This window comes from Amycolatopsis stemonae, from assembly GCF_054781455.1.
In genome coordinates this window covers 513,637-533,821 of the sequence record NZ_BAAGUJ010000007.1, presented here as the reverse complement: position 1 = coordinate 533,821, position 20,185 = coordinate 513,637, and the positions used below count along the sequence as shown (strand labels likewise).

Annotated in this window: 21 protein-coding genes; 8 read left to right on the top strand and 13 right to left on the bottom strand. The window is 70.7% G+C overall.

Annotated features, from left to right (window positions below; genetic code table 11):
- Nucleotides 1–320 (top strand): ABC transporter permease (locus ACYVLJ_RS27420; protein ID WP_460440849.1); only part of this gene is annotated, 320 nt, incomplete at its 5' end.
- 15 nt (nucleotides 321–335) lie between these two features.
- Here ACYVLJ_RS27420 and ACYVLJ_RS27415 read toward each other — a convergent pair.
- Nucleotides 336–1,223 carry an LLM class oxidoreductase gene (locus tag ACYVLJ_RS27415; RefSeq protein WP_460440848.1) on the bottom strand — a complete coding sequence of 296 codons (888 nt, stop codon included), beginning with the start codon at nucleotides 1,221–1,223 and terminating at the stop codon, nucleotides 336–338.
- Between the two features lie 89 nt (nucleotides 1,224–1,312).
- Here ACYVLJ_RS27415 and ACYVLJ_RS27410 point away from each other — a divergent pair, with 89 nt between their 5' ends.
- The 3 genes from ACYVLJ_RS27410 to ACYVLJ_RS27400 all read left to right on the top strand — a co-directional run bounded on the left by ACYVLJ_RS27410 (nucleotide 1,313) and on the right by ACYVLJ_RS27400 (nucleotide 3,030).
- A complete protein-coding gene (locus ACYVLJ_RS27410; RefSeq protein ID WP_460440847.1) occupies nucleotides 1,313–2,161 on the top strand; it encodes a LysR family transcriptional regulator in 849 nt (282 codons plus the stop codon).
- Nucleotides 2,154–2,666 (top strand): GNAT family N-acetyltransferase, encoded by a 513-nt coding sequence (locus tag ACYVLJ_RS27405; protein ID WP_460440846.1) that lies wholly within the window; start codon nucleotides 2,154–2,156, stop codon nucleotides 2,664–2,666. The genes ACYVLJ_RS27410 and ACYVLJ_RS27405 overlap by 8 nt, the downstream gene beginning before the upstream one ends.
- Before the next feature lie 124 nt (nucleotides 2,667–2,790).
- Complete coding sequence (locus ACYVLJ_RS27400) at nucleotides 2,791–3,030, top strand: hypothetical protein (RefSeq protein ID WP_460440845.1); 240 nt, start codon at nucleotides 2,791–2,793, stop codon at nucleotides 3,028–3,030.
- Nucleotides 3,031–3,232: 202 nt separating this feature from the next.
- Here the strand turns inward: ACYVLJ_RS27400 and ACYVLJ_RS27395 are convergent, their stop codons facing one another.
- Entirely contained in the window at nucleotides 3,233–3,394 is a 162-nt protein-coding gene (locus tag ACYVLJ_RS27395) for a hypothetical protein (RefSeq protein WP_460440844.1), read from the bottom strand.
- A 65-nt stretch (nucleotides 3,395–3,459) separates the two neighbouring features.
- Here ACYVLJ_RS27395 and ACYVLJ_RS27390 point away from each other — a divergent pair, with 65 nt between their 5' ends.
- Nucleotides 3,460–3,876 (top strand): hypothetical protein, encoded by a 417-nt coding sequence (locus ACYVLJ_RS27390; protein ID WP_460440843.1) that lies wholly within the window; start codon nucleotides 3,460–3,462, stop codon nucleotides 3,874–3,876.
- A 3-nt stretch (nucleotides 3,877–3,879) separates the two neighbouring features.
- On the opposite strand, the gene ACYVLJ_RS27385 is transcribed toward ACYVLJ_RS27390, so the two are convergent.
- The 3 genes from ACYVLJ_RS27385 to ACYVLJ_RS27375 all read right to left on the bottom strand — a co-directional run bounded on the left by ACYVLJ_RS27385 (nucleotide 3,880) and on the right by ACYVLJ_RS27375 (nucleotide 8,528).
- Nucleotides 3,880–5,151, bottom strand: a complete 1,272-nt coding sequence (locus ACYVLJ_RS27385) for a hypothetical protein (protein ID WP_460440842.1) — start codon at nucleotides 5,149–5,151, stop codon at nucleotides 3,880–3,882.
- A 560-nt stretch (nucleotides 5,152–5,711) separates the two neighbouring features.
- Nucleotides 5,712–7,613: a LamG-like jellyroll fold domain-containing protein gene (locus tag ACYVLJ_RS27380; RefSeq protein ID WP_460440841.1), complete on the bottom strand. Its 1,902-nt coding sequence runs from the start codon at nucleotides 7,611–7,613 to the stop codon at nucleotides 5,712–5,714.
- 102 nt (nucleotides 7,614–7,715) lie between these two features.
- Nucleotides 7,716–8,528, bottom strand: a complete 813-nt coding sequence (locus ACYVLJ_RS27375; RefSeq protein WP_460440840.1) for a LuxR C-terminal-related transcriptional regulator — start codon at nucleotides 8,526–8,528, stop codon at nucleotides 7,716–7,718.
- A 104-nt stretch (nucleotides 8,529–8,632) separates the two neighbouring features.
- Here ACYVLJ_RS27375 and ACYVLJ_RS27370 point away from each other — a divergent pair, with 104 nt between their 5' ends.
- Complete coding sequence (locus ACYVLJ_RS27370) at nucleotides 8,633–10,324, top strand: acyl-CoA synthetase family protein (protein ID WP_460440839.1); 1,692 nt, start codon at nucleotides 8,633–8,635, stop codon at nucleotides 10,322–10,324.
- 13 nt (nucleotides 10,325–10,337) lie between these two features.
- On the opposite strand, the gene ACYVLJ_RS27365 is transcribed toward ACYVLJ_RS27370, so the two are convergent.
- Together ACYVLJ_RS27365 and ACYVLJ_RS27360 are read right to left on the bottom strand one after the other, a co-directional pair.
- Nucleotides 10,338–11,291, bottom strand: a complete 954-nt coding sequence (locus tag ACYVLJ_RS27365) for an SdiA-regulated domain-containing protein (protein ID WP_460440838.1) — start codon at nucleotides 11,289–11,291, stop codon at nucleotides 10,338–10,340.
- Nucleotides 11,292–11,302: 11 nt separating this feature from the next.
- The gene (locus ACYVLJ_RS27360) at nucleotides 11,303–12,334 is read right to left on the bottom strand and encodes a LacI family DNA-binding transcriptional regulator (protein WP_460440837.1); all 1,032 of its coding nucleotides are present in this window, start codon (nucleotides 12,332–12,334) and stop codon (nucleotides 11,303–11,305) included.
- A gap of 112 nt (nucleotides 12,335–12,446) precedes the next feature.
- On the opposite strand from ACYVLJ_RS27360, the gene ACYVLJ_RS27355 reads away from it, so the two are divergent.
- Entirely contained in the window at nucleotides 12,447–13,199 is a 753-nt protein-coding gene (locus ACYVLJ_RS27355) for a polysaccharide lyase family 7 protein (RefSeq protein ID WP_460440836.1), read from the top strand.
- A gap of 81 nt (nucleotides 13,200–13,280) precedes the next feature.
- On the opposite strand, the gene ACYVLJ_RS27350 is transcribed toward ACYVLJ_RS27355, so the two are convergent.
- The 3 genes from ACYVLJ_RS27350 to ACYVLJ_RS27340 all read right to left on the bottom strand — a co-directional run bounded on the left by ACYVLJ_RS27350 (nucleotide 13,281) and on the right by ACYVLJ_RS27340 (nucleotide 15,922).
- Nucleotides 13,281–14,174: an LLM class oxidoreductase gene (locus tag ACYVLJ_RS27350; RefSeq protein WP_460440835.1), complete on the bottom strand. Its 894-nt coding sequence runs from the start codon at nucleotides 14,172–14,174 to the stop codon at nucleotides 13,281–13,283.
- A gap of 87 nt (nucleotides 14,175–14,261) precedes the next feature.
- Entirely contained in the window at nucleotides 14,262–15,029 is a 768-nt protein-coding gene (locus tag ACYVLJ_RS27345; RefSeq protein ID WP_460440834.1) for an SDR family oxidoreductase, read from the bottom strand.
- 8 nt (nucleotides 15,030–15,037) lie between these two features.
- Nucleotides 15,038–15,922 carry an NAD(P)H-binding protein gene (locus ACYVLJ_RS27340; protein WP_451978986.1) on the bottom strand — a complete coding sequence of 295 codons (885 nt, stop codon included), beginning with the start codon at nucleotides 15,920–15,922 and terminating at the stop codon, nucleotides 15,038–15,040.
- Nucleotides 15,923–16,012: 90 nt separating this feature from the next.
- Here ACYVLJ_RS27340 and ACYVLJ_RS27335 point away from each other — a divergent pair, with 90 nt between their 5' ends.
- Nucleotides 16,013–16,543 carry a winged helix-turn-helix transcriptional regulator gene (locus ACYVLJ_RS27335; protein ID WP_451978989.1) on the top strand — a complete coding sequence of 177 codons (531 nt, stop codon included), beginning with the start codon at nucleotides 16,013–16,015 and terminating at the stop codon, nucleotides 16,541–16,543.
- A gap of 355 nt (nucleotides 16,544–16,898) precedes the next feature.
- Here the strand turns inward: ACYVLJ_RS27335 and ACYVLJ_RS27330 are convergent, their stop codons facing one another.
- From ACYVLJ_RS27330 to ACYVLJ_RS27320, 3 genes are read right to left on the bottom strand one after another with little or no spacing between them, the layout of a single operon-like run.
- Nucleotides 16,899–17,693 carry an NAD-dependent epimerase/dehydratase family protein gene (locus tag ACYVLJ_RS27330; protein ID WP_451978992.1) on the bottom strand — a complete coding sequence of 265 codons (795 nt, stop codon included), beginning with the start codon at nucleotides 17,691–17,693 and terminating at the stop codon, nucleotides 16,899–16,901.
- Nucleotides 17,693–18,694 carry a Gfo/Idh/MocA family protein gene (locus ACYVLJ_RS27325; protein ID WP_460440833.1) on the bottom strand — a complete coding sequence of 334 codons (1,002 nt, stop codon included), beginning with the start codon at nucleotides 18,692–18,694 and terminating at the stop codon, nucleotides 17,693–17,695. Before ACYVLJ_RS27325 ends, ACYVLJ_RS27330 begins: the two co-directional genes overlap by 1 nt.
- A complete protein-coding gene (locus tag ACYVLJ_RS27320) occupies nucleotides 18,673–20,118 on the bottom strand; it encodes an NDP-hexose 2,3-dehydratase family protein (RefSeq protein ID WP_460440832.1) in 1,446 nt (481 codons plus the stop codon). Before ACYVLJ_RS27320 ends, ACYVLJ_RS27325 begins: the two co-directional genes overlap by 22 nt.
- Nucleotides 20,119–20,185: the final 67 nt, after the last annotated feature.

The window sequence follows — 20,185 nt, the reverse complement described above, 5'->3', positions numbered from 1 at the left end:
CCGACCCGGATCTCGTGGAGGCGTCGCGGGCGCTCGGGTTCAGCCGCGCGGAACGGCTCTGGCACGTCGTGCTGCCGGGTGCGTTGCCGCAGGCGCTCGTCGGGCTGCGGCAGTCGCTGGGCCTGGCGTGGCTCGCGCTGATCGTGGGTGAGACGGTCAACGCGGACGCCGGGGTCGGCTACCTGATCAACAATGCGCGGGAGTTCCTGCGCACGGACGTCGTGGTCGTCGGGCTCGTCCTGTACGCCCTGCTCGGCCTGGTCACCGATGCGCTGGTCCGGCTGCTCGAACGGAAGGTGCTGCGGTGGCGAACCCGGTAGCCGAGGTCCGTGACCTCACGAAGCGGTTCGGCGATCGTTGCGTGTGCCGGCCGATCTGGGCGTGACCGAAGATTCGGCCGCTTGTACTGCTGCGGCGACCGAGAGCAGCGTACCGACCGAGTCGTCACCCAGGGGGTAGACACCGACATGATCGGCTCCGGCTTCCCGATGGGCCAGCAGCCCGGTCGCGACCTCGGGGGGAGCGCCGTGGGCGACGAGTGCGTCGATGAGGCGATCGCTGCCGGCGTGGGCGAGATCGTCGTCGGTGTAGCCGAGCCGGCGAAGGTTGTCGGCGTAGTTGCGCACTCCCAGCGCTGTCCCGGGAGGGGCGGCACGGGCGATCGCCCGAGCACGGGCGACGTCCGGTTCGACCACGGCGAACTGCCCGGGCAGCAGGAGTTTTCCCGCGCCGAGCGTCGCGCGGGCCTGACGGGTGTGCTCGACGGGCACCATGCACGGAACCGTGCCGGCGGCGCGGTCGCGGGCCAGGCGCAGCATCTTCGGCCCGAGCGCGGCCACCACCGTCCGTTCGGCCGGCACGCCCTCCTGCGCCAGTCTGTCCAAATAGGACACCAAAGTGGCGTACGGTGAGGTGTACTCGGCGTGGACTTCGCGGTGCCCGATGCCGACGCCGAGCAGGAACCGGCCCGGATGCCGGGCTTCGATCCGGTGGTAGGAGGCGGCGACGGTGTCCGCGTCGGCGGTCCAGACGTTCACCACGCTCGTGGCGACGGCCAGCCGGGTGGTCGCGTCGAGCAGCTCTTCCACGAGAACGAGGTCCGCCGGCGGTGAGGCGTCCAGCCAAAGCGTGCCGTAGCCGGCGCGCTCGACTTCCGCCGCGGTCGCCGGGTCCAGTTCGTGCTCGCGCAGGTGGGCGCCGAGCAGGCCGAGATCGATGGTCATGCCCCGACTCCAGCACGGCTCCCGGCCGCGGGCGAGGGCCAACGGGCACGCGCAGCGATAACCTGACGGCATCGTCGCAGGGAGGGCCGGTGGAACTACGGGCGTTGCGGTACTTCGTCACGGTCGCCGACGAGCTGCACTTCGGCCGGGCCGCCGACCGGCTGCACATCGCCCAGCCCGCGGTCAGCAGGCAGATCGCCCGGCTGGAACGCGAGCTGGGGGTCCGGCTGTTCGACCGCTCACCACGGCGGGTCCGGCTCACCGAGGACGGGCACCGGGTGCTCGTCGCGGCGAGGGAGACGCTCGTGGCCGCCGACCGGGTGCGGGTCGCGGCGACCCCGCGGGCGGGGGTGATGCGCATCGGCACGGCGACGGGACAGTTCACCGCCCGGCTGGAACGCGGGATCGACGCGTTGCGGGAACAGGCCCCGGCGTTCGACGTCGTGCTCGTCGACCTGCCGCTGCCCGCGCGGCTGAACGCCCTGCGGCAGGGGGACGTCGACCTGGCCCTGGCACGGGGCGTGCGCGGAGCACCAGGGTTGCGGGTGCTGCCGACGTGGACGGAAGCTCTCTTCGCGGTCGTGTCCACGCGGCACTCCGCCGCCGGTCGCGCAGCGGTCGGCTGGGCCGAACTGGCCGACGGTCCGTTCCGGACCGCCACCGACCACGATCCCTCGGTGGTCGGCGCGGTGCGCGAGGCGGGCGTCCAGGCGCGGCCGGGCCGTCGCGCGGGCACGGTCGGTGACACGATCGTCGAGGTCGGTTCCGATCCGCGCAGCTGGACGGTGCTGCCCGCCGACCAGGTGGCCGAGCTCCGCTCGGCCCGGGTGCGCGCGATCCCGCTCGAACCGCACACGACGATCGTCGGCAGCGTGGTCGTCCCGGACGACCTCCCGGCCCCCTGCGCCGCGGCCCACCGGACGGCCTTCGGTGGCTGACGCCCGGCCCCGCCTGGTCGTTCCCTCCGCGCGCCTGCGTCCGGCCTGGCTCGACGCGCACGAGGAGTGGGGACCGGGCCCGCACGAAGACGGCTTCGGCCTGCTGGCCACCGACGAGGTCCGCACCGCGGCCGGGTTCTCGACGTGGATCGCCCGCCTTGCGGCCGACGCGAGCTGCACCTACCGGTGGATCGTCGAAGACGGTCTCGTGCTCGGCGGCATCGCCCTGCGGCACGGCACCGGCGAGTCCGTCCGGCGAGCCGGCCACATCGGCTACGGCATCCGGCCGGCCGCGCGCGGACGCGGCCTGGGCACGTGGGCCCTGGGAGAGATGCTGGCCGAAGCAGCCCGGCGCGGCATGAAGCACGTCCGGCTCGTGTGCGCCGCGGACAACGTCGCGTCGGCCAGGACGATCGAACGGCAAGGCGGAGTCCTCGAGAGCGTCCGCGAAACCCCGCGGGGTGCCGTTCGGAGCTACCGCGTCACGATCGATGGCCGTCAGTGAGCTGTGCGCGATCCGGAGTGGGACGTGGTCGGGTGGCTGTGGACGGTTCTGGTGACGAACGTTGTCCGAGAGGGGGCTATGACGGCCCCGTGCTGGTGAGTGGACTTCAGGTGGTGGTCTCGCGATGACCCTTCCGTTGCTGAAGGATTTCCTGGTCCGCGAGGCTGATGACTTCGTTAGAGCCGAGCTTCTCGGTGTCATCGATCAGTTGCGGGGGCAGCGGTACTTCACGTACGACACGTTCAACGTGTTCTTGGATGCCGACGCCCAACTCGCCACTGTCGAGGATGAATTGGACACTGAACGATCGGAGACGGTGCCCCTGGGCGCCTTCGCTGACCTCCTTCGAAGTGCAACACAGTGAGGTTTCTCAGTCGTGAGGTGTGTTGCCGGAGGTGGAAAAAATAGTGATTCCCACCCTGTCCAGCCTCTTCGCTCTCTCGCCTGCCGTGTCGATCGTGGCGCGAGCATCGATGAGATTGCTCAAGCTGCTTCGAGTGCCGTGGAATCCGAAGAACTTCGTGCGCTGTGGTCGGCGAGTCGTGAAGCGTGGCTGTTCGAAGCAGTTAGTCGTCGTTGCGGGCGTCGAGCCGAGCGGCGCCAAGGGAGGTCAGCGCGTCGGCCGCCGCCGGCCGTCCGTCCACCTTCGCTCTGATGAACCGCTCGGCGGTGGGTTGATCGGGCAGCGAACGTCGCCTGCGCGGCTTCTCCCCATAGCCTGTGGTCATGGTGTCGAAGGCGTGGGCCGTCCAGGTCGTGGAGCGGTACCTGGCCGAGTCGCCGGCTTGGGTGGGTGATCAACACTCAAAGCGAGCGCTACGTGCGCACGCGTGAACTACTCGACTTGGTGGTGGGCCACGGCAGCTTCCTGGTCGATGGGGCGGATGGCAGTCTGCACATGGTGCACGCGACCGCCGACCTTGAGCGCGGTAAGTGGATCGAGGACTATCTCGAGCAGGTTCGGGGGCTCGAACCCGATGACCCACTGCGGTCTCGGATCGCCGAACTGGTCGATTCGGGTCGGCGCCTCGACGCGCTCCGGTTGGTGCGGGCGTTCGCGCCCGATCTCGGAGCGCAAGGGGCCAAGGAGTACGTCGAGGCCGCTGTAGCCAAGGCGCCGGTCCCCGAGCACGTACTCGCTCGCCTGCCCCGCCCACCGGTCGGACGCCGGGTGTGGTGGCGTTTGTCGGACCCGAACCCGGAACCGTAGGTGTCAGAGAGTTCGCCGTCCGGACGTCGCTTCCTCGTCAGCGGTGAAGATCTCGCGCTGCGGCATGAGGTCTTCGCTCGGTGAGCTGGTTCCTCGACGGCCTCGCGGAAGCCACGACTGCGCGTGGATCAGAGCCGCGAAGAGGACCAAGCCGCCGACCTCGACCAGGAACTTCAGGTCGTTGGGCACCAGCTGCAAGTTCAGCGCGATGTAGAGGAAGACGAGTACGCCGACCAGGAGGCGCCGGACGTCGCTGCGCTGGTTGTCCAGCGTGATCGCGACCAGGCCGATGATCAGCGGAGCGAGCATGACGAAGACGCGTTGGGTGTCCGTGGCGACCAGCCGTCCGGCGAAGCAGCAGAGTGTCAAGTAGACGCTGGACACGAGCAGCGGGCTGAACGGGCCTTTCCGGCGGTACTGCTCGTAGAGGCCGTAGCCGAAGATGATCCAGAAGAAGTGGAACGTGTCGAAGAGGGCGGCGTGCTCGCTGTGTTTGTTCGACGACAGCGCGAAGACGATGTTCGAGGCGAGGCCTTTGTTGCCCTGTCCGCTGCCGAAGCCGTAACTGCCGCCGATCAAGTTCTGGGCCCACAGGCGGAAACCGACGTACGCCAGCGTCGCGAGGATCGTTGCCAGCACGCCGAAAAGTACTTGGCGGTCGCGCAGTGAGCGTGCTCGCGTCCAGGCCAGCAACGGGTACAGCGGGGCGAGCAGCAAGGTGGTCTCTTTGTTGATGGCGCCGACGACGATGACGAGGGTGAACAGCACCAGCTTGCGCTTGAACAACAGCCACAACGCGATGAGGTAGAGCAGATTGTTCAACGGGTCGGCCAGGAAAGGGTTGCTGAACGCGTAGGGGCCGTACCAGAACGTGCACGAGAGGGCGATCGCGGCGAGCACCGAAGTGAACAGGTGCAGGGCGAGGTGCCGCCGGCAGAATTCGAAGAACACCACGGCGCACGCGAGCGTGACGACGCCGGTGAACCCGAGCCACAGCACGTCGAGCGGGAGCCCCGTCACCTTGCCGGCCAGGTGCACCAGCCACGGGCTGAGCATCCGAAGCGCGAACGGGTTGTCGACCTGCGCTCCGGTGTGCTCGGACATGGCGTAGTAGTTGAGCGCGTCGCCCCAGGCTTTCTCGTGCGCCCGCACGTCCAGCGGGGCGTAGGAGATGAAGTTGATCAGCGAGACCATGGCCAGCGTCAGGTACACGGCCGCCCGCCGGGCGGTGGTCTCTCGCAGGACGGGAGCGGACGGCTTGATCGCTGTGGTCACCGCCAGAGCGTAATCAATGGCCGCGGCCGTCGATCAGGGACTGGCCGGCACCTGCGTCACCCGGACGTGAGGTCTCGGCGGGCTGGTGCTTGGCTGCAGGACGCAGCCCGGGCTTGGCGGTGGTGGCTGTCACGCCTGCCCACCGCCCCCGCCGCCGGGCGTCCAAGCACGGCTCGACCAGCTCGAGAAGGCTCGCAACGTCGCCGACCTGATCCCGGACGAGGCCCTGTTCCGCTGCTTCGGGGGCGGCGTCTCATCCGACCCGGATCTCCCGACTTCATGGACTCGGTACTGGCCCAAGCCGACCGTGGCAGCCCATGGGGCCCTGCAAAAGCTGCGCGAATATGGTGCGGGTAGCTGAGATGCCCAGATTTTCCGAGCGTGTCGAGGCTGACTTGCGGGCAGCAGGCTGGCGACCCGGCAGATTCGCCGACTGGGGCGAGGAAATGGGGTTGTGTCTCTTTCCGGTTGGGAGTATTGAATCTGGTCGATTAACGCCTGGCCTGGCGCCACATGGATGCCCGGGCCGCCTGGCCCGGGCATCCATGTGGCGTCGTTGGTCACTTGGTCATGAACTCGTCCAGCCGCAGCGCTCGGTTGACGATCCGGACGTCGCCGATCCAGCCGTGGAATACGTTGTCCAGGGCTCCGCCGTACTCGTGGCCACCCAGCAGCCAGGGCAGGCCCAACGACGCGATGCCCACCGAATCCGTGAACGGGTTGTCCGCCACCGGGGCGCTCTCCACGTAGACCTTCGTGTGGTGGCCGTCGTTCACCACCGCTAGGTGCCACCACTGCTCTTCCGCCAGGCCGTGGCTCCAGTTGGTCGTCGGGTACGTCTGGCTCAGTGGGTAGCAGTTGAACTGGACCTCGCGGCCGTTGTTCGTGGTCATCAGCTGGGCCACCGGCTCCTTCGGGTCGGTGTTCTTGCCGTGCTTGCCCGCTGCGCCCGACGCGCCGCGGCGGACCAGGACCGGCATGTTGCCGTGGATCCCGCCGTCCCAGTCGCGGGGGATCTTCACGAAGGTCTCGATCGTGTAGCCGTGCTCGAACGTCTCCGTGTTCAGCGGGGCCCGCGGGCCCGTCGTCAGGTACGCGCCGTGCAGGGGGCTCTTGCCGCCCGTGAACCGCAGGCTCGCGTGACCCGGTTGGTCGGGGTGGTGGTCGTCGGTCCGGGTCAGGGCGTCCGGGGTCGTTCCGGCGACCGGCTGCAGCGTCAGGTCGTTGCCGTGGCCCGACAGGTCGCGCACCTGCCGGACGGCGCTGTCAACGTTGTCAAAACGCCAGTACGCGAGCGTGCCCGGCACGAGGACCTCGCCGGCCGGACGCGCCGGGCGGACCGGCACCGGGATGAAGCCCGCGAAGCGCTGCTCGAAGTCGAACGGGATCGAGAAGCGGTCGACCGCCGTGGTGAGGCGCGCCTCCAGGACCTCCATGCGGTTGCGCTTGGCCGGGTCCTTCTCGAGGATCCACGGCGAGACCGTCTCGACGTCGATCGTGTTCCGGTCCAGGTCGAAGTGGTACAGCCGCAGCATGCCGCCGCCGCTCATGTAGCGGTTCTGGTAGTTCGTGATGTGCAGGTGGACGTCGTGCCCGGCGGTGTTCTTCTTCGTCACGCGGCCCGACGGCCAGTAGTGGCCGTTGAGCGTGAGGAAGATCTGGTCGTTGTCCTTGATCAGCGAGTCCCACACGGTCTGGCCGTAGCCGCTGAAGTCGGCGTTGTTCTCGGGGTTGCCGGACTCGTACGGGTAGACCTCGTCGCCGTAGGTCGGCCCGACGATCTCGTGGCAGGTCAGGATCACCGGCAGGTGCGGGTGCCGCTTGATGACATCGTTGGCAAAGGCGAAGCCGGCGGCCGAGGTGCGCCAGTCCATGGCCAGCAGCAGCCACTCCCGCCCGGCGGCGCGGAAGACGTGCGCGGTGTTGTAGCCGCTGGCGTCGGAGCCGAGGAAGGACTTCTGCCGGCGGAACCGCTGCGGGCCCATCGTCTGCAGGTACGGCGTGGTGCCGCGGGTGTCGTCACCGGACACGTCGTGGTTGCCCGCGAGCACGCTGTAGGCGACGCCGGCCGAGTCGGCGATCTTGAACGTCTTGTCGACGGCCTGGAACGACGTGACGTCAGCGTCCTGCGTCAGGTCGCCGAGGTGGGCCAGGAAGACGATGTTGTGGTCCGGTTTTCCGCTGTTCTCGATCACGTACCGCAGCGACGCTTCCTGCGGCTCCGGGTTGAGGCTGTTCTGGCTGCCCCAGTAGAGGTACTGGGTGTCCGGCATGACGGCGACGGTGAACTGGCGGCTCTCGCCGTCCGGCTTCCACCGGCCGCCGCCTCGGTTCGCTGCGTCCGCGGGGTCGGCTTCGGCGGGCGGGACGCCGAGCGCGCCCAGTGCCGTCGCGCCGACGCCGGCGAGCCCCGCGTTGCGCAGGAAGGACCTTCGGGTCGGGCCTGCCTGGTTTTCGGGCATGGTTTTCCTCATTCGGGTTTCCGGGGAGAATTCTTCGGCACCCGGACGCTATTCCCGTCTGCTTGAGCCGATGCGAACAGCAGGTGGCCGGATCGCGACGGTTCAGCGGAGGATGCCGAGCCGGCGCGCGGCGAGGACGGCTTGGTGACGGTTGTGCACGCCGAGCTTGGCCATCGAGCTCCGCAGGTAGGCCTTGACGGTCTCGGCCTTGAGCGCGAGCCGCTCGGCGGCCTCCGCGTTCGTGCAGCCGAGCGCCACCTGCTCGAGGACGTCGAGTTCGCGCGGAGACAGCGTGCTCTCCGCCGGTTCGGCCGGCGTGAACCGGCCGCACGCCCGGAGCAGGCGGTCGCGGAGCGGGCCGGCCGGGGTGCCGGCCGCGATTTCGGCCAGCTCGGCCCGCAGCTCGCGGAGCTGGTCCGCGGCGCCCGAATCGGCCGTGCCGAGCAGCTCGAGACGGCGGTCGACCTCGTCGCGGACCGCCAGCTCGCGCGCCATCCGGCCGGCGATGCGGAGCAGGACGTCGTTCGCGCGGTCGCCGAGCGGCAGGCCGGACCGGACCGCCGCGTACAGGACGCCGTGCACGCGGCCGTGCGTCGCCACCGGGACGGCGATCGTGGCGTGGATGCCCTCGGCCAGCACGGGGTCGTCGTAGTCGTGGGTGATCGTCCGGGCGGCCCGGTAGTCGGCGACCCCGTGCGGGCGCACCCGGTCGAGCACCGCGCCGCCGACGCCCTTGCCCGGTTCGACGTGCAGGCCGCGCAGGCCCGCCGAGCGCGAGCCCAGGAAGTGGGACAGCACCAGCCGGCGGTCGGTCACCTGGCCGGCGAAGGCGAGCGGCACCCCGGTGTGCCGGCGGATCCCGCGCAGGGCGTGGCGGTAGAGGTCGTCGTCGGCCGGTCGGAGCACCCCGGACACCCTGACCTCCTCGTCGAGTCCGCCCGGCGCCACCCCTGACCGGGGGTAGCGAGCCGGGTCACGCGGTTCGGATGATACGGCCTCGCACTCGACGAGGAGGCCCGATGACCACTGACTCCGCCGCGCTGTTCCGGTCCGCGCGCCGGTTCCTGCTGGAGCACCGCGAAGACCACGACGCCGCGGTGGCGGGGTTCCGGTGGCCCGAACTGGCCGAGTTCAACTGGGCCTTGGACTGGTTCGACGCGCTCGCCACCGACCCGGACTCCGCCGCGCGGCCCGCGCTGTGGCTGGTCGAAGAGGACGGCAGCGAGGCGAAGTACACCTTCGCCGAGCTGCGCGGGCGCTCGAACCGCGTCGCGAACTGGCTGCGGGCCCGCGGCGTGGGCCGCGGGGACCGGCTGCTGCTCATGCTGGGCAACCAGGTGGAGCTGTGGGAGGTGCTGCTCGCCGCGATGAAGCTCGGCGCCGTCGTCATCCCCGCGTCCACGCTGCTCGGGCCGGCGGACCTGCCCGACCGCGTCGAGCGGGGCCGGGTCCGCCACGTCGTGGCCCGCGACCGCGACGCGGCCAAGTTCCCGGCCGGCGATTTCACCCGCATCGCCGTCGGTGGGCCGGTCGAGGGCTGGCTGCCCTTCGCCGACGCGTACGGGAGCGAGCCGGAGTTCGCCGCCGACGGGCCGACCCGGGCGTCGGACACCTTGCTGCTGTACTTCACCTCCGGCACGACCGCGCTGCCGAAACTGGTCGAGCACACCCACGCCAGCTACCCGGTGGGGCATCTGTCCACTATGTACTGGATCGGGCTCGAACCCGGCGACGTCCACTTGAACATCTCCTCGCCGGGCTGGGCGAAACACGCGTGGAGCAACGTCTTCGCGCCGTGGAACGCGGGCGCGACGGTCTTCGTCCACAACTACGAACGCTTCGACGCCGTCGCCCTGATGGCACAGATGGACCGCTGCGGGGTGACGAGCTTCTGCGCGCCGCCGACGGTGTGGCGGATGCTCATCCAAGCCGATCTCACGGCGCTGAAGACGCCGCCGCGGAAGGTCGTCGGGGCGGGGGAGCCGCTGAACCCCGAGGTGATCGAGCAGGTCGAGAAGGCCTGGGGCGTCACCGTCCGCGACGGCTTCGGCCAGACGGAGACGACGGTCCAGATCGCCAATTCGCCCGGTCAGCCGCTCAAGCCGGGGTCGATGGGCCGGCCGATGCCCGGCTACCCCGTCGTGCTGGTCGACCGGGCGACCGGCGAGGTCGGCGACAAGGGCGAAATCTGCCTCGACCTGCGCGAGCGGCCGCTCGGGCTGATGGCGGGCTACCTCGACGACCCCGAGCGCACCGCCGAAGTTCTGCGGGACGGCTTCTACCACACCGGTGACGTCGGCAGCCGCGACGAAGACGGCTACCTCACCTACGTCGGCCGGGCCGACGACGTGTTCAAGGCGTCGGACTACCGGATCTCGCCGTTCGAGCTGGAGAGCGTGCTGCTCGAACACGACGCCGTCGCCGAGGCCGCGGTCGTGCCGTCGCCCGACCCCGTGCGGCTGGCGGTGCCCAAGGCCTACGTCGTCCTCGCCGCCGGGTACGAGCCCGACGCCGGCACGGCCGCGGCGATCCTGCGGTACGCACGGGAGAACTTGGCTCCCTACAAGCGCATCCGCCGCCTGGAGTTCGCCGGACTGCCGAAGACGATCTCGGGGAAGATCCGCCGGGTCGAGCTGCGGCAGCGGGAGGAAGAGCTGCACGCCGGGGACGGCTCGGTGCCCGGGGAGTACTCCGAGCGTGACCTCGGATGACGCCGGCGGTGACTCACGAGCAGGGCAAGGTCCCGCCGCGCAGGGCATGGCCCTTGTCCGCGCTGTCGTCGGACCACAGGACCGGCTTGGTGCCCGACTGGCACGACGGCCCGATCGCGAAGCCTTCGTTGTTGTAGTCCGGCATTCCGCTCGGGCGGGCGTACGTGGCCGTCGGGGTGAACTTGCCCTGGGGCGAGATGTCGAGCGTGGTCGACTGGCCGTGGCAGGTGTTGTCGCACTCCGCCCACAGGTGGCCGGTTTGCGGCTCGAACTCCAGGTCCATCACCGCCGGCAAGCCGCTCGGGAACGTCGCCACGCGGGTGTAGTGGTCGCTCGTGAGGTCCAGCGCGTACGCGTAGATCGCGCCCGTCGATTCGAGGCCCACCAGGTACAGGCCCTGGCCGTGGTTCGGGTAGGTCGCCGGGGTGTAGGCGGCTCCCGTGTGGTCGTCGCGGAAGCCGTGGGCGGTGAGGTGGCTGTCCGGGATCCAGGAGATCGCCTCGATGCCTTTGTTGGCCTCGGAATCCGGCAGGTCGGTCGTGAGGTTCCACGTGCCGGTCGCGTTGGGGGAGTCCGGCGACGGGTCGTAGCGGAGGATCTGCTGGAGGCTGCGGTCCTTGTCGTCGTTGTCGCGCTCGGTCGCCGCGAAGACGCCGTCTCCGGTCCTGACGACGCCCTCGGCGTCGGGGTCGCCGCTGCCGTCGGCGTAGTGCAGCGCCCGGCCTTTCCCGTCGGGCGTCCAGTTCGCGCCGTCGGGGACCAGGCGGTAGAGCGTGCCGGGGCCGTTGCGCACCGCCCACAGCACCGCCGGGCTCTCGAACGAGAGGCCGCTCAGGTTCTCGCCGAACGTGTCCTTGGCGTCCGCGTCGTGCACCGCGGAGCTGCCCGGCCAGGCGGTGGTGGCCGCGGCGGCCGGGGTGCCGGACAGCGTCAGGGCGGTGACGGCCAGGACGGCGAGTGTGCGCATGGACGGTCCTTTCAGCGGGGCGGGGCGGTCGAGTCGCGGACGACGAGGTCGGGACGGAAGAGCAGGGATTCGCCCGCTTCCGGCGTCTTGCCGTCGATGCGGTCGCGGAGGTGGGCGAACGCCGCCGCGGCCATCCGGGCGACCGGCTGGCGGACGGTCGTCAGCGGGGGTGCGGCCAGGTCGGCCAGCATGATGTCGTCGAAGCCGGTGACCGAGACGTCCGCGCCGACCCGGAGGCCGGCGTCGCGGAGGCCCGCGCAGACGCCGAGGGCGCAGAGGTCGTTGATCGCGACGACCGCCGTCGGCGGGGCGGGTTCGGCGAGGAGCCCGGTGACGGCCGCGCGGCCCACCCCCGCCATGTCGGCGTCCCCGTAGGCGCGGTCGTCCGCCACCGGGCAGTCCGAAGTGGACAGTCCGGCGGCGGCGAGCGCGCCGCGGAACCCGCGCAGCCGTTCGGTCCGGTTGACGCTGGCCAGCGAGCCGGAGACGAACGCCAGCCGGCGGTGGCCCAGGTCGATCAGGTGCCGCGTGGCCAGCCCGCTGCCCACCGCGTTGTCCACCGCGACGTTCACCAGTCCCGGCGGGTCGTCGGGCTGGGCGGTGCGGTCGAACGCCACCAGCCGCATGCCACGCTCGACCAGCGACGTCACGTGGGCCAGGGAGGGGAGCGCGGAGCAGAGGACGACGCCCCGGACGCCGTCGTCCCACAGCTCTTCGAGGTAACCGCGTTCGCGCTCGGGCTCGCGCTCGCTGTTGCACAGCAGGACGTGGTAGCCCTCGGCCAGTGCGGCGCCTTCCAGGTGCCGGGCGAAGGTGCCCCAGAACGGGTTCGCCACCGACGGCACGACCAGGCCGACGACGCGGGCGCGGCCGGTGCGCAGCTGCCGGGCCGCCTGGTTCGGCCGGTACCCCAGCCGGGAGATCGCGTGCTCGACCCGGGTCCGGGTGCCCGCCTGCATGCGGCTCGTGCGGCCGTTCAGGTAGTTGGACACCGTGCTCGGCGAGACCCCGGCCGCTTCGGCCACCTGGTAGATCGTCACCACGGCGCCAGTGTATCGGTGTACCGGCAAAAGTGCTGCTCTTGACGTTTTCGATGCACCGACCTAGCGTGTTCGTCGATCAACTTGGTAAATCGATGTACCGAGTGGGGGTCCGATGAGAGTCCGTGCGGTTCTGGTGGGGTGCTGCGTCGCCGGGGCGAGCCTCGCGGGGGTGTCCGGCGGTACGGCCGCCGCGGCGTCGTGCCAGTACCCCGCGCAGGTCCTCGACCTGGCGAACTGGAAGGAGACGCTGCCGATCGGGTCGGCCGGCAACCCGGCCGAGATCCGGCAGCCCGCGCTGGCCACCTACGTCAAGTCGCCGTGGTTCGTGCCCACCGCCGGGTGCGACGGCGTGCAGTTCCGGGCCGCGGTCGACGGCGTGACGACGAGCGGCTCGAAGAACCCGCGTTCCGAGCTGCGCGAGATGACGGGCAACGGTCGCGAAAACGCGTCGTGGTCGTCGACGTCGGGCACGCACACGATGACGATCTCCGAGGCGGTCACGAACCTGCCCGCCGGCCGGCCGTACGTCGTGGCCGGGCAGATCCACGACGCCGACGACGACGTCGCGGTGTTCCGCCTCGAAGGCGGCGATCTCTACGTCACCAACGGCGACGACAGCCACTACCAGCTCGTCGCGTCCGGCTACGTCCTCGGCACGACGTTCGAGGCCAAGTTCGTGGTGAGCGGCGGGAAGATCCAGGCGTACTACAACGGCGAGCTGAAGGCGACGATCGCGAAGAAGTTCTCCGGGGCCTACTTCAAGGCCGGGGCCTACACCCAGGCCAACTGCGGCACCAGTTCGCCCTGCGAAGACGGCAACTTCGGCCAGGTCGTGATCCGCCGGGTGACGGTCACCCACCGCTGACGCGCGACGGCGCCTCCGCGAACTCGCGAGCGCCGGCGGGATGACCCCTCCGGCCGCAAGCACGGCCGGAGGGGCCTGCGGTCAGCCCTTCGCGGTCAGCTCCAGCAAGCGGCCCGTGAGGTCGAGGTGCTCCTCCACGGTGCTCGTCAGGTAGGTCAGGTCGACGAACGTGTGGTCCGGCTCCAGGACCGAGACGATCTTCGTCACGGACTCGGCGATCAGCTCCGGTTCCGTTTCCGGGGCGGCGTTCACCCGCAGCGCCAGGCCGAGCGCCTGCGGGTCGCGGCCGGCCTTTTCGGCGTCGGCGCGGAGCTTGGCCACCGTGGACGTCAGGACGTCCGCCGGGAACTGCTCGGGCACCGACCAGACCGGCAGCCAGCCGGCGGCGCGCTCGGCGACGCGGCGCAGGGACTTCTCGCCGAAGCCGGCCAGGTGCACCGGCGGCTTGCGGACCGGCTTCAGGTCGACGTGCGACTCCGCGATCGTGTAGCCGACGCCCTCGTGCGTCACCGTCTCCTCGGTCCACCAGGTCTCGAGCAGGTCGAGCAGGTCGTCGAGCCGCTTGCCGCGCTCGGACATCGGGATGCCGACGGCCGCGTACTCGTCGGGCGACCAGCCGATGCCCAGGCCCGGCAGCAGCCGGCCGTTGCTCGCCACGTCGATGCTGGTCAGCAGCCGCGCGAAGTTCGCGGGCTGGTACTGGGTCGCGTTGATCGTGCTGGACCCGAGGATCGCCGTCTCGGTCACCGCGGCCGCGACGGCCAGTGCGGTGAACGGGTCCTGCGCCGTGTGGAACTCCTCGGGCATGGTGTCGTAGCCCGGGTAGGGCACCACCGGCGCGACCGGCGACAGCAACCGGTCACCGACCCACAGGCTGGCCGCCCCCGCCTGTTCGGCCTCGCGCGCGTACCGGGCGATCCCGCCCGGCGTGGCCGCCGCCTTGCCGAACACCGGAAGGCTGAACCCCAACTTCATGAATTCTCCCCTGAAGAGTGAACGGACCGTGCCGGTCCTGACACCACTAGTACTCCCGTCTAGTTGCCCGTTCAAGTATCTTGCGGGCTACCAGTCGATCTCCACGGGCAGGAACGGCCGGTCCTCCGGTGCTTCTTTGCGCGCCCGCAAGGCTTTCCCGGCCGGGGCGCCGACCGGCACCCGCAGCGGAGGAGCCGTCTGCTCGATCGTGGAGGCGACCGCGACGGCCACTTCCTCCGGCGTCACCGCTTCGCCGCGAAGGGCCGGAAGCGCCTTGTAGAGCGCCGCATAGGGGTCCTCTTCCGCGACGAACACCTTCGCGCGCTCGGCGCCGCCCGAGGAGACCGCGCCCGGCTGGACGATGCTCACCTTGACGCCGAAGTGACCCGTCTCGAGCGCGAGCGTCTCCGCGATCGCCTCCAGCGCCCACTTGCTGGCGCCGTACGGGCCGATGACCGGCAGCACCAGCCGGCCCTGGACGCTCGAGACGAAGACGAGGTGACCCGTCCCGCGTTCGCGCATCGCCGGCAGCACGCCTTGGGCGACCCGCAGCGCGCCCAGGGTGTTGAGCCGGAACAGCCGCTCGACTTCGGCGAGCGGAACGCTTTCCAGTGGCGACCGGACGGTCTCGCCGGCGTTGCTCACCAGGACGTCGACGACGCCGGCCTCGCGCAGCGCCTGGTCGACGCTGTCCTGGTCGGTGACGTCGAGGCGCAGGCGCGCCGCGACGGGGAGGTCGGCGAGCGCCTCCGGCCGGCGGGCGGTGGCGATCACCCGGTGCCCGCGGCGCGTCAGTTCGAGCGCGATGGCGCGGCCGATGCCCCGGGAGGCACCGGTGATCAGGATGGACGACATGGTGCTCCTCAGGGGACGAAGTAGGGGCCGCTGCCGGCGAAGGCGGCCTTGTGGGCCAGGACGAACTGCTCGACCGACTGCGGGGCCCGGCCGCCGATCCGCTCGACGACGTCGTTGGTGCCCGCGAACACGCCGTTGCGGTAGTCGATCGCGACGTGGCCCAGGTGCTGCACCAGGTGCGCGGGAAACCCGCGTTCCGTCATCGCCGTGGTGAACTCCTCGACGCTGATCGGCTCGTAGCGCACCGGGAGGCCGAGGGCGGCGGCCATGGCGCGGGCGATCTCGTGGTGGTCGAGCTCGACCGGGCCGTGCAGCGAGTACGCGGCGCGGTCGTGCGGCTCGGGGTCGGTCAGGACCGCGGCGATCACGCGGGCCTGGTCGGCCGCGGCGATCGGGGCGTGCCGGCCGTCGCCGAACGGGAGGCGCAGGCGGCCTTCGCCGGCCCGCAGTTCCCACCACGTCGGCAGCCACTCGGCGAAGAACGTCGGCCGGAGGTGGGTGGTGAGCAGGGGGGTCCGGTCCAGCAGGCGTTCGGCGAGCCAGTGCTGCCGGGCCGCGTTGCTGCGCGCGTCGCGGCGGGCGGAGATCTGCGACATGCCGACAACCGATCGGACGCCGGTTTCCGTGGCCGCCTGGGCGAAGACGGCGGTCGCTTCGAGCAGGCCTTCGCGGATCGGGTAGCAGAAATAGGCGCCGCTGATCCCGCGCAGGGCGGCCGTGACGCCGTCGAGGTCCAGGAAGTCCGCTTGGACCACCTCGGCGCCCGCCGCGGCGAGTGCGCGCGAGCGTTCGTCGTCCCGGCGGACCATGGCCCGGACCTGGTGGCCGCCGGCGAGCAGCAGGTCGATCGTCGCGCGCCCGGTCTTGCCGGCCGCGCCCGTGACGAGGTACATCGCATCCTCCCGTGGAGTTCATTCACTGAACCAGGTCACCGTAGCACGACGCAGTTCAGTGAACGAACTGCGAGGGCGTACGCTGGGGACATGGCCCTTCCGAGCACCTACTCCGACCGCAACTGCTCGCTGGCGCGGGCGCTGGAGGTCGTCGGCGAGCGGTGGACGCTCCTGATCGTCCGCGACGCGTTCTTCGGCGTGCGGCGGTTCGGGGACTTCGCCGCCCAGCTCGGGATCCCGCGCGCGGTCCTCACCAGCCGGCTGAAGTCCCTCGTGCGGGAAGGCGTCCTGGTCCACGCGGACGGCGAATACCGGCTGACCGACAAGGGTCTCGCGCTGTGGCCGGTCGTGCGCGCGCTGATGGGCTGGGGCGACGCGTTCTACTCGCCGGCCGGCGAGAAGCGCACGGTCCGGCACGACCGGGACGGCGGCCTGCTGGATCCGGACGGCCGGTGCCGCGACTGCGGCGCGGTGGTCCCGGTGCCCGAGATCCGGATCGAGCCGGGCCCGGGCTTCGAGCCGGCGCCCGGCGAACCCGACGCGGTGTCGGCGGCGATCAACACGCCGCGGCGGCTTCTCGAACCGGTGCTTACCACAGCCGAAAAACGAAAAGAATGGTGATTCCCGCGATTTTCCCGGTGTTCTTACTCCATTCGTGCTGAGAGAACACCAAGACGATCAACTTAGGTTGTCGGCGTCAGCGACCTTTTCCCCTAGCCCGGCCGGTGCCGTTCCCGGTTAGCTCATATCCGGAGCACCGCGCGGGCGGTCCGCCCGCGACGGAGGGGAAATCGATGAGCGAACTCGCGACCCACCGCGGGCGAGCACCCCACCGCGCGGAACCGCTCCCGAAGACCCGGCGGGAGAACTCCCCCCTCCCGCCTGCGAGGTACGACGTCCGGCCACCCAGCCCCCAGTACGGTGCGCCGGACGTCGTACCGCCACCGGCGGTCCGAAAAGGACGGGAGCCGGGCGGCTAGAACCGGCCGACGGCGGGCTCGGCCTCGAGGTGCCGCCGGGCGTTCTCGGTCAGCTCGTCGATGTTGCGGTCCAGCAGCGACTTCAGGTAGCCGGGACCGATGCCGAACTCGTCGAACCCGGGGACCAGGCCGCGCAGCTTGTCGATTCGGACCTCGCCGCGCTTGGCCGGGGTTTCGACCAGCTTGCGCTCGGCGCGGGTGCCGAGGCGCCGCTCCAGCTCGTCGACGATGCGCTCGATGGTCTCGGAGCGCCCGCTGGCCACGTTGACCACCTCGTCCCGCACGCCCTGGGTGAGCAGCGAGTCGAGCATCCCCAGCATGTCGCCGACGTCGAGCAGGTCGCGGGACACCCCCGAGTGCAGGGTGACCGAGCCGGAGAGCAGCTGACGGGTCAGCGACGGCAGCAGCTGGTGCGGCTGCTGGCCCGGCCCGACGATGTGCGACAGCCGCAGCACCAGCCACCGCGCGCCGGAGAGCGCGCAGACGCGTTCGAGGCAGAGCTTGTGCCTGCCGTACGGGGTGAGCGGGAAGACCGCGCCGGCCTCGCTGCCCATCGACTGGTCGGCGCCGTACATGCCGGTGGACGCCGTGGACAGGAAGATCACGGTGCGCCCGGCCGCGCGGCAGCGGTGGATCACGTCGTAGACCAGCGTGGCCTCGCGCTGGAACGCCGACACGTCGTTGACGAGCACCGTCGACACGCCCGCCGCGATGAGCGTGACGTCCGGGTGCCGGTCGCCGAAGAAGCGCCGGGTGTGGCGGGCGATGAAGCCGTTGCCGATGATCTCCATCAGGGGGTCACCGCCTCGGTGGCGCTCGCGCGCACGTCGTCGGCGAGGCGCGCGGTTTCGGCGGACGAGGTCAGCCACGCCGCTTCGCCCTCGTCACGCCCGGCCAGCGCGGCGCGGGCGAACGAGCGCACCGACAGCTCGAACTGGTGTGCCGGGGGCAGCCAGAGCTCCTCGACGTGGTCCTGTTCTTCGATGCGCAGCACGGGTTGCCGCCCCGGCGGCGGGGTGAACGCGCGGTCGAGCGAAAGCGCGGCGGTGCTGCCCCACAGGTCGTAGCGCGAGCGGTAGCTGTGCTCGAACCCGAATTCCACGGACGCGGTCACGCCGGTCGGGGAAGTGAGCAGGGCGTGCCCGGCGACGTCCACGCCGGTCTCGTCGAAGCGCAGGGTGGCGCCGGTGACCCGGAGCCCGGGGCCCAGCAGGAAGAGCGCGGCCCGCAGCGGGTAGACGCCGACGTCGAGCAGGGCCCCGCCGCCGAGCGACGGCTGGTAGCGGATGTCGTCGCCGGGCAGCGGCGGGATGCCGAACGCCGCGGTGAACGTCCGCAGCTCACCGAGCCGGCCGCCCTCGACGAGCTCGCGCACCCGTGTGTGCTGCGGGTGGTGCACGAACGTGAAGTTCTCGCGCAGCACCAGGTTCTGCTTCGTGGCCAGCCCGGCCAGGTCCTCGGCCTGCCGCCGGTTCAGCGTGAGCGGCTTCTCGCACAGCACGTGTTTCCCGGCCAGCAGGGCTTTTCGGGTCCACTCGTGGTGCAGCGCGGTCGGCAGCGAGATGTACACGGCGTCGACGTCGGAGCTGTCCAGCAGCTCGTCGTAGGTCGAGGTGGTGACGCCGAAACGCCGGGCGAACTCCTTCGCCTTCTCCGGCGAGCGCGCCGCGACCTCGGTCAGTTCGAGCTCGGCCACCCCGGCCAGGGCGGGCAGCGTGCGCCGCGCGGCGATCGACGAACAGCCGAGCGCGCCGAGCCGGATCGCCCCGGTCACCGCAGGCCCCGCAGGCACGCGATCAGGCTCCGGGCCTGCACGTTGACGTAGTGGCTGTGCCGCAGCAGCTCGTTGAGCTGGGCGAGGGTGAGCCAGCGGAAGTCGGGCAGCCCGGCGTCCGGGAAGTCCGCGGGCACCTCGATGATCTGGTAGTCGCTGTAGGCGTGGTGGAAGCGCCCGCCCTCTTCGGAGAGCTGGGCGGAGAAGAGGACTTGGTCCTCGCTCCTGGCGAGCACCATGTCGAGGAACGGCGGCCGGTCCGGTGGTGCGGTGAACACGTAGTTGTCCGGGGTGCACTGGACGGTCGGCGCGAGCTCCACGACGTCGAGGTAGCCGGGCTCGACCCGGGCGTTGAGCAGCGCGTGCAGCACGCCGTCGACGCGCTTGACCAGCAGCGCGACCACGCCCGCGCCGTGCGGGCGGACCAGCGGCTGGGTCCACTGCGCGACTTCGCGCCCGTTGGTGGCGATGTCGACGGCGATGATGCTGAAGAACAGGCCGAGCTCGTGCGAGATCGCGGACGGCGTCCGGACCCAGTTCGCGACGTCGCGCAGCGGGAGCGGGCTGGTGCGCACGACGTGCTGCGCCTGCCGCGAGGTGATCCAGCTGAGCACCTCGGTGCGGGTGTGCAGGCTGCCGGTGTGCTGCGCCGACGACCGCGCCACCGAAGCGGCGAGCTCGCTCACGGCGTCGCCCTCGTGCCCCTCGATCCCGGCGGGCATGCAGGACAGCACCGTGCGGGCGTCCATGTTGACGAGGTTGTCCTGCTTGAGCAGCTCGTGCAGCTGGCCGAGGGTGAGCCACCGGAAGTCGTCGGGCAGTTCGCCGTCCACGGCGTACTCCGGGGCTTCGACGATCATGTTCCGGTTGCGCTTGCGGTAGAACCAGGAGCCCTGCTCGGACTGCAGCACGTCGGCGAGCACGGTTTCCGGGTCGGGGTCGCGGAAGTGCTCGAGGTAGGGGACCGGCCGGCCGCCGTGGACGCGCGTGTAGTTGCTCTTCGTCGCCTGGACGGTCGGCGAAACCTGGACGCCGTTGACGTTGCCCGGTTCGGACTTCGCCTGCATCAGGCAGTGCAGGACGCCGTCGATCTCCTTGACGAGGATGCCGAGGATGCCGATCTCCGGCTGGTTGATGATCGGCTGGGACCAGTGCGTGACCGGGCCGTGGTCGGTGTCGACCGCCAGCCCCTCGACGCCGAAGAAGCGGCCGCTTTCGTGGCGCAGGTTCCCGTTCCCGGCGTCGAAGCCCCACTGGCGCAGCTCGCCGAACTCGATGCGCCGCACCTCGTGGTGGTGGGCGAGGTTGCGCTCGGCGATCCACTCGGCCAGGTGCGCGTTCGGGGTCGCGACGCCGTCGATGGCGGCCGCCGACTTCGCCAGCCGGTGGGGCAGCGTCACGTCCGGTTTGCGGAGCAAGCCGGTGCCGGTGTGACGGTCCATCGATTCACCTCGCGTTGCCGGCGGACGGGATGTCCTCAGTTGTAGCGAGGAGAAACTAGGAGGAATG

What these genes read in the sequence shown, in the direction of transcription:
- ACYVLJ_RS27415 (WP_460440848.1), bottom strand. Translation starts at nt 1,223, where the DNA reads ATGACCATCGATCTCGGCCTGCTCGGCGCCCACCTGCGCGAGCACGAA.
- ACYVLJ_RS27400 (WP_460440845.1), top strand. Translation starts at nt 2,791, where the DNA reads ATGACCCTTCCGTTGCTGAAGGATTTCCTGGTCCGCGAGGCTGATGAC.
- ACYVLJ_RS27395 (WP_460440844.1), bottom strand. Translation starts at nt 3,394, where the DNA reads ATGACCACAGGCTATGGGGAGAAGCCGCGCAGGCGACGTTCGCTGCCC.
- ACYVLJ_RS27380 (WP_460440841.1), bottom strand. Translation starts at nt 7,613, where the DNA reads ATGCCCGAAAACCAGGCAGGCCCGACCCGAAGGTCCTTCCTGCGCAAC.
- ACYVLJ_RS27370 (WP_460440839.1), top strand. Translation starts at nt 8,633, where the DNA reads ATGACCACTGACTCCGCCGCGCTGTTCCGGTCCGCGCGCCGGTTCCTG.
- ACYVLJ_RS27365 (WP_460440838.1), bottom strand. Translation starts at nt 11,291, where the DNA reads ATGCGCACACTCGCCGTCCTGGCCGTCACCGCCCTGACGCTGTCCGGC.
- ACYVLJ_RS27355 (WP_460440836.1), top strand. Translation starts at nt 12,447, where the DNA reads ATGAGAGTCCGTGCGGTTCTGGTGGGGTGCTGCGTCGCCGGGGCGAGC.
- ACYVLJ_RS27350 (WP_460440835.1), bottom strand. Translation starts at nt 14,174, where the DNA reads ATGAAGTTGGGGTTCAGCCTTCCGGTGTTCGGCAAGGCGGCGGCCACG.
- ACYVLJ_RS27345 (WP_460440834.1), bottom strand. Translation starts at nt 15,029, where the DNA reads ATGTCGTCCATCCTGATCACCGGTGCCTCCCGGGGCATCGGCCGCGCC.
- ACYVLJ_RS27340 (WP_451978986.1), bottom strand. Translation starts at nt 15,922, where the DNA reads ATGTACCTCGTCACGGGCGCGGCCGGCAAGACCGGGCGCGCGACGATC.
- ACYVLJ_RS27335 (WP_451978989.1), top strand. Translation starts at nt 16,013, where the DNA reads ATGGCCCTTCCGAGCACCTACTCCGACCGCAACTGCTCGCTGGCGCGG.
- ACYVLJ_RS27330 (WP_451978992.1), bottom strand. Translation starts at nt 17,693, where the DNA reads ATGGAGATCATCGGCAACGGCTTCATCGCCCGCCACACCCGGCGCTTC.
- ACYVLJ_RS27320 (WP_460440832.1), bottom strand. Translation starts at nt 20,118, where the DNA reads ATGGACCGTCACACCGGCACCGGCTTGCTCCGCAAACCGGACGTGACG.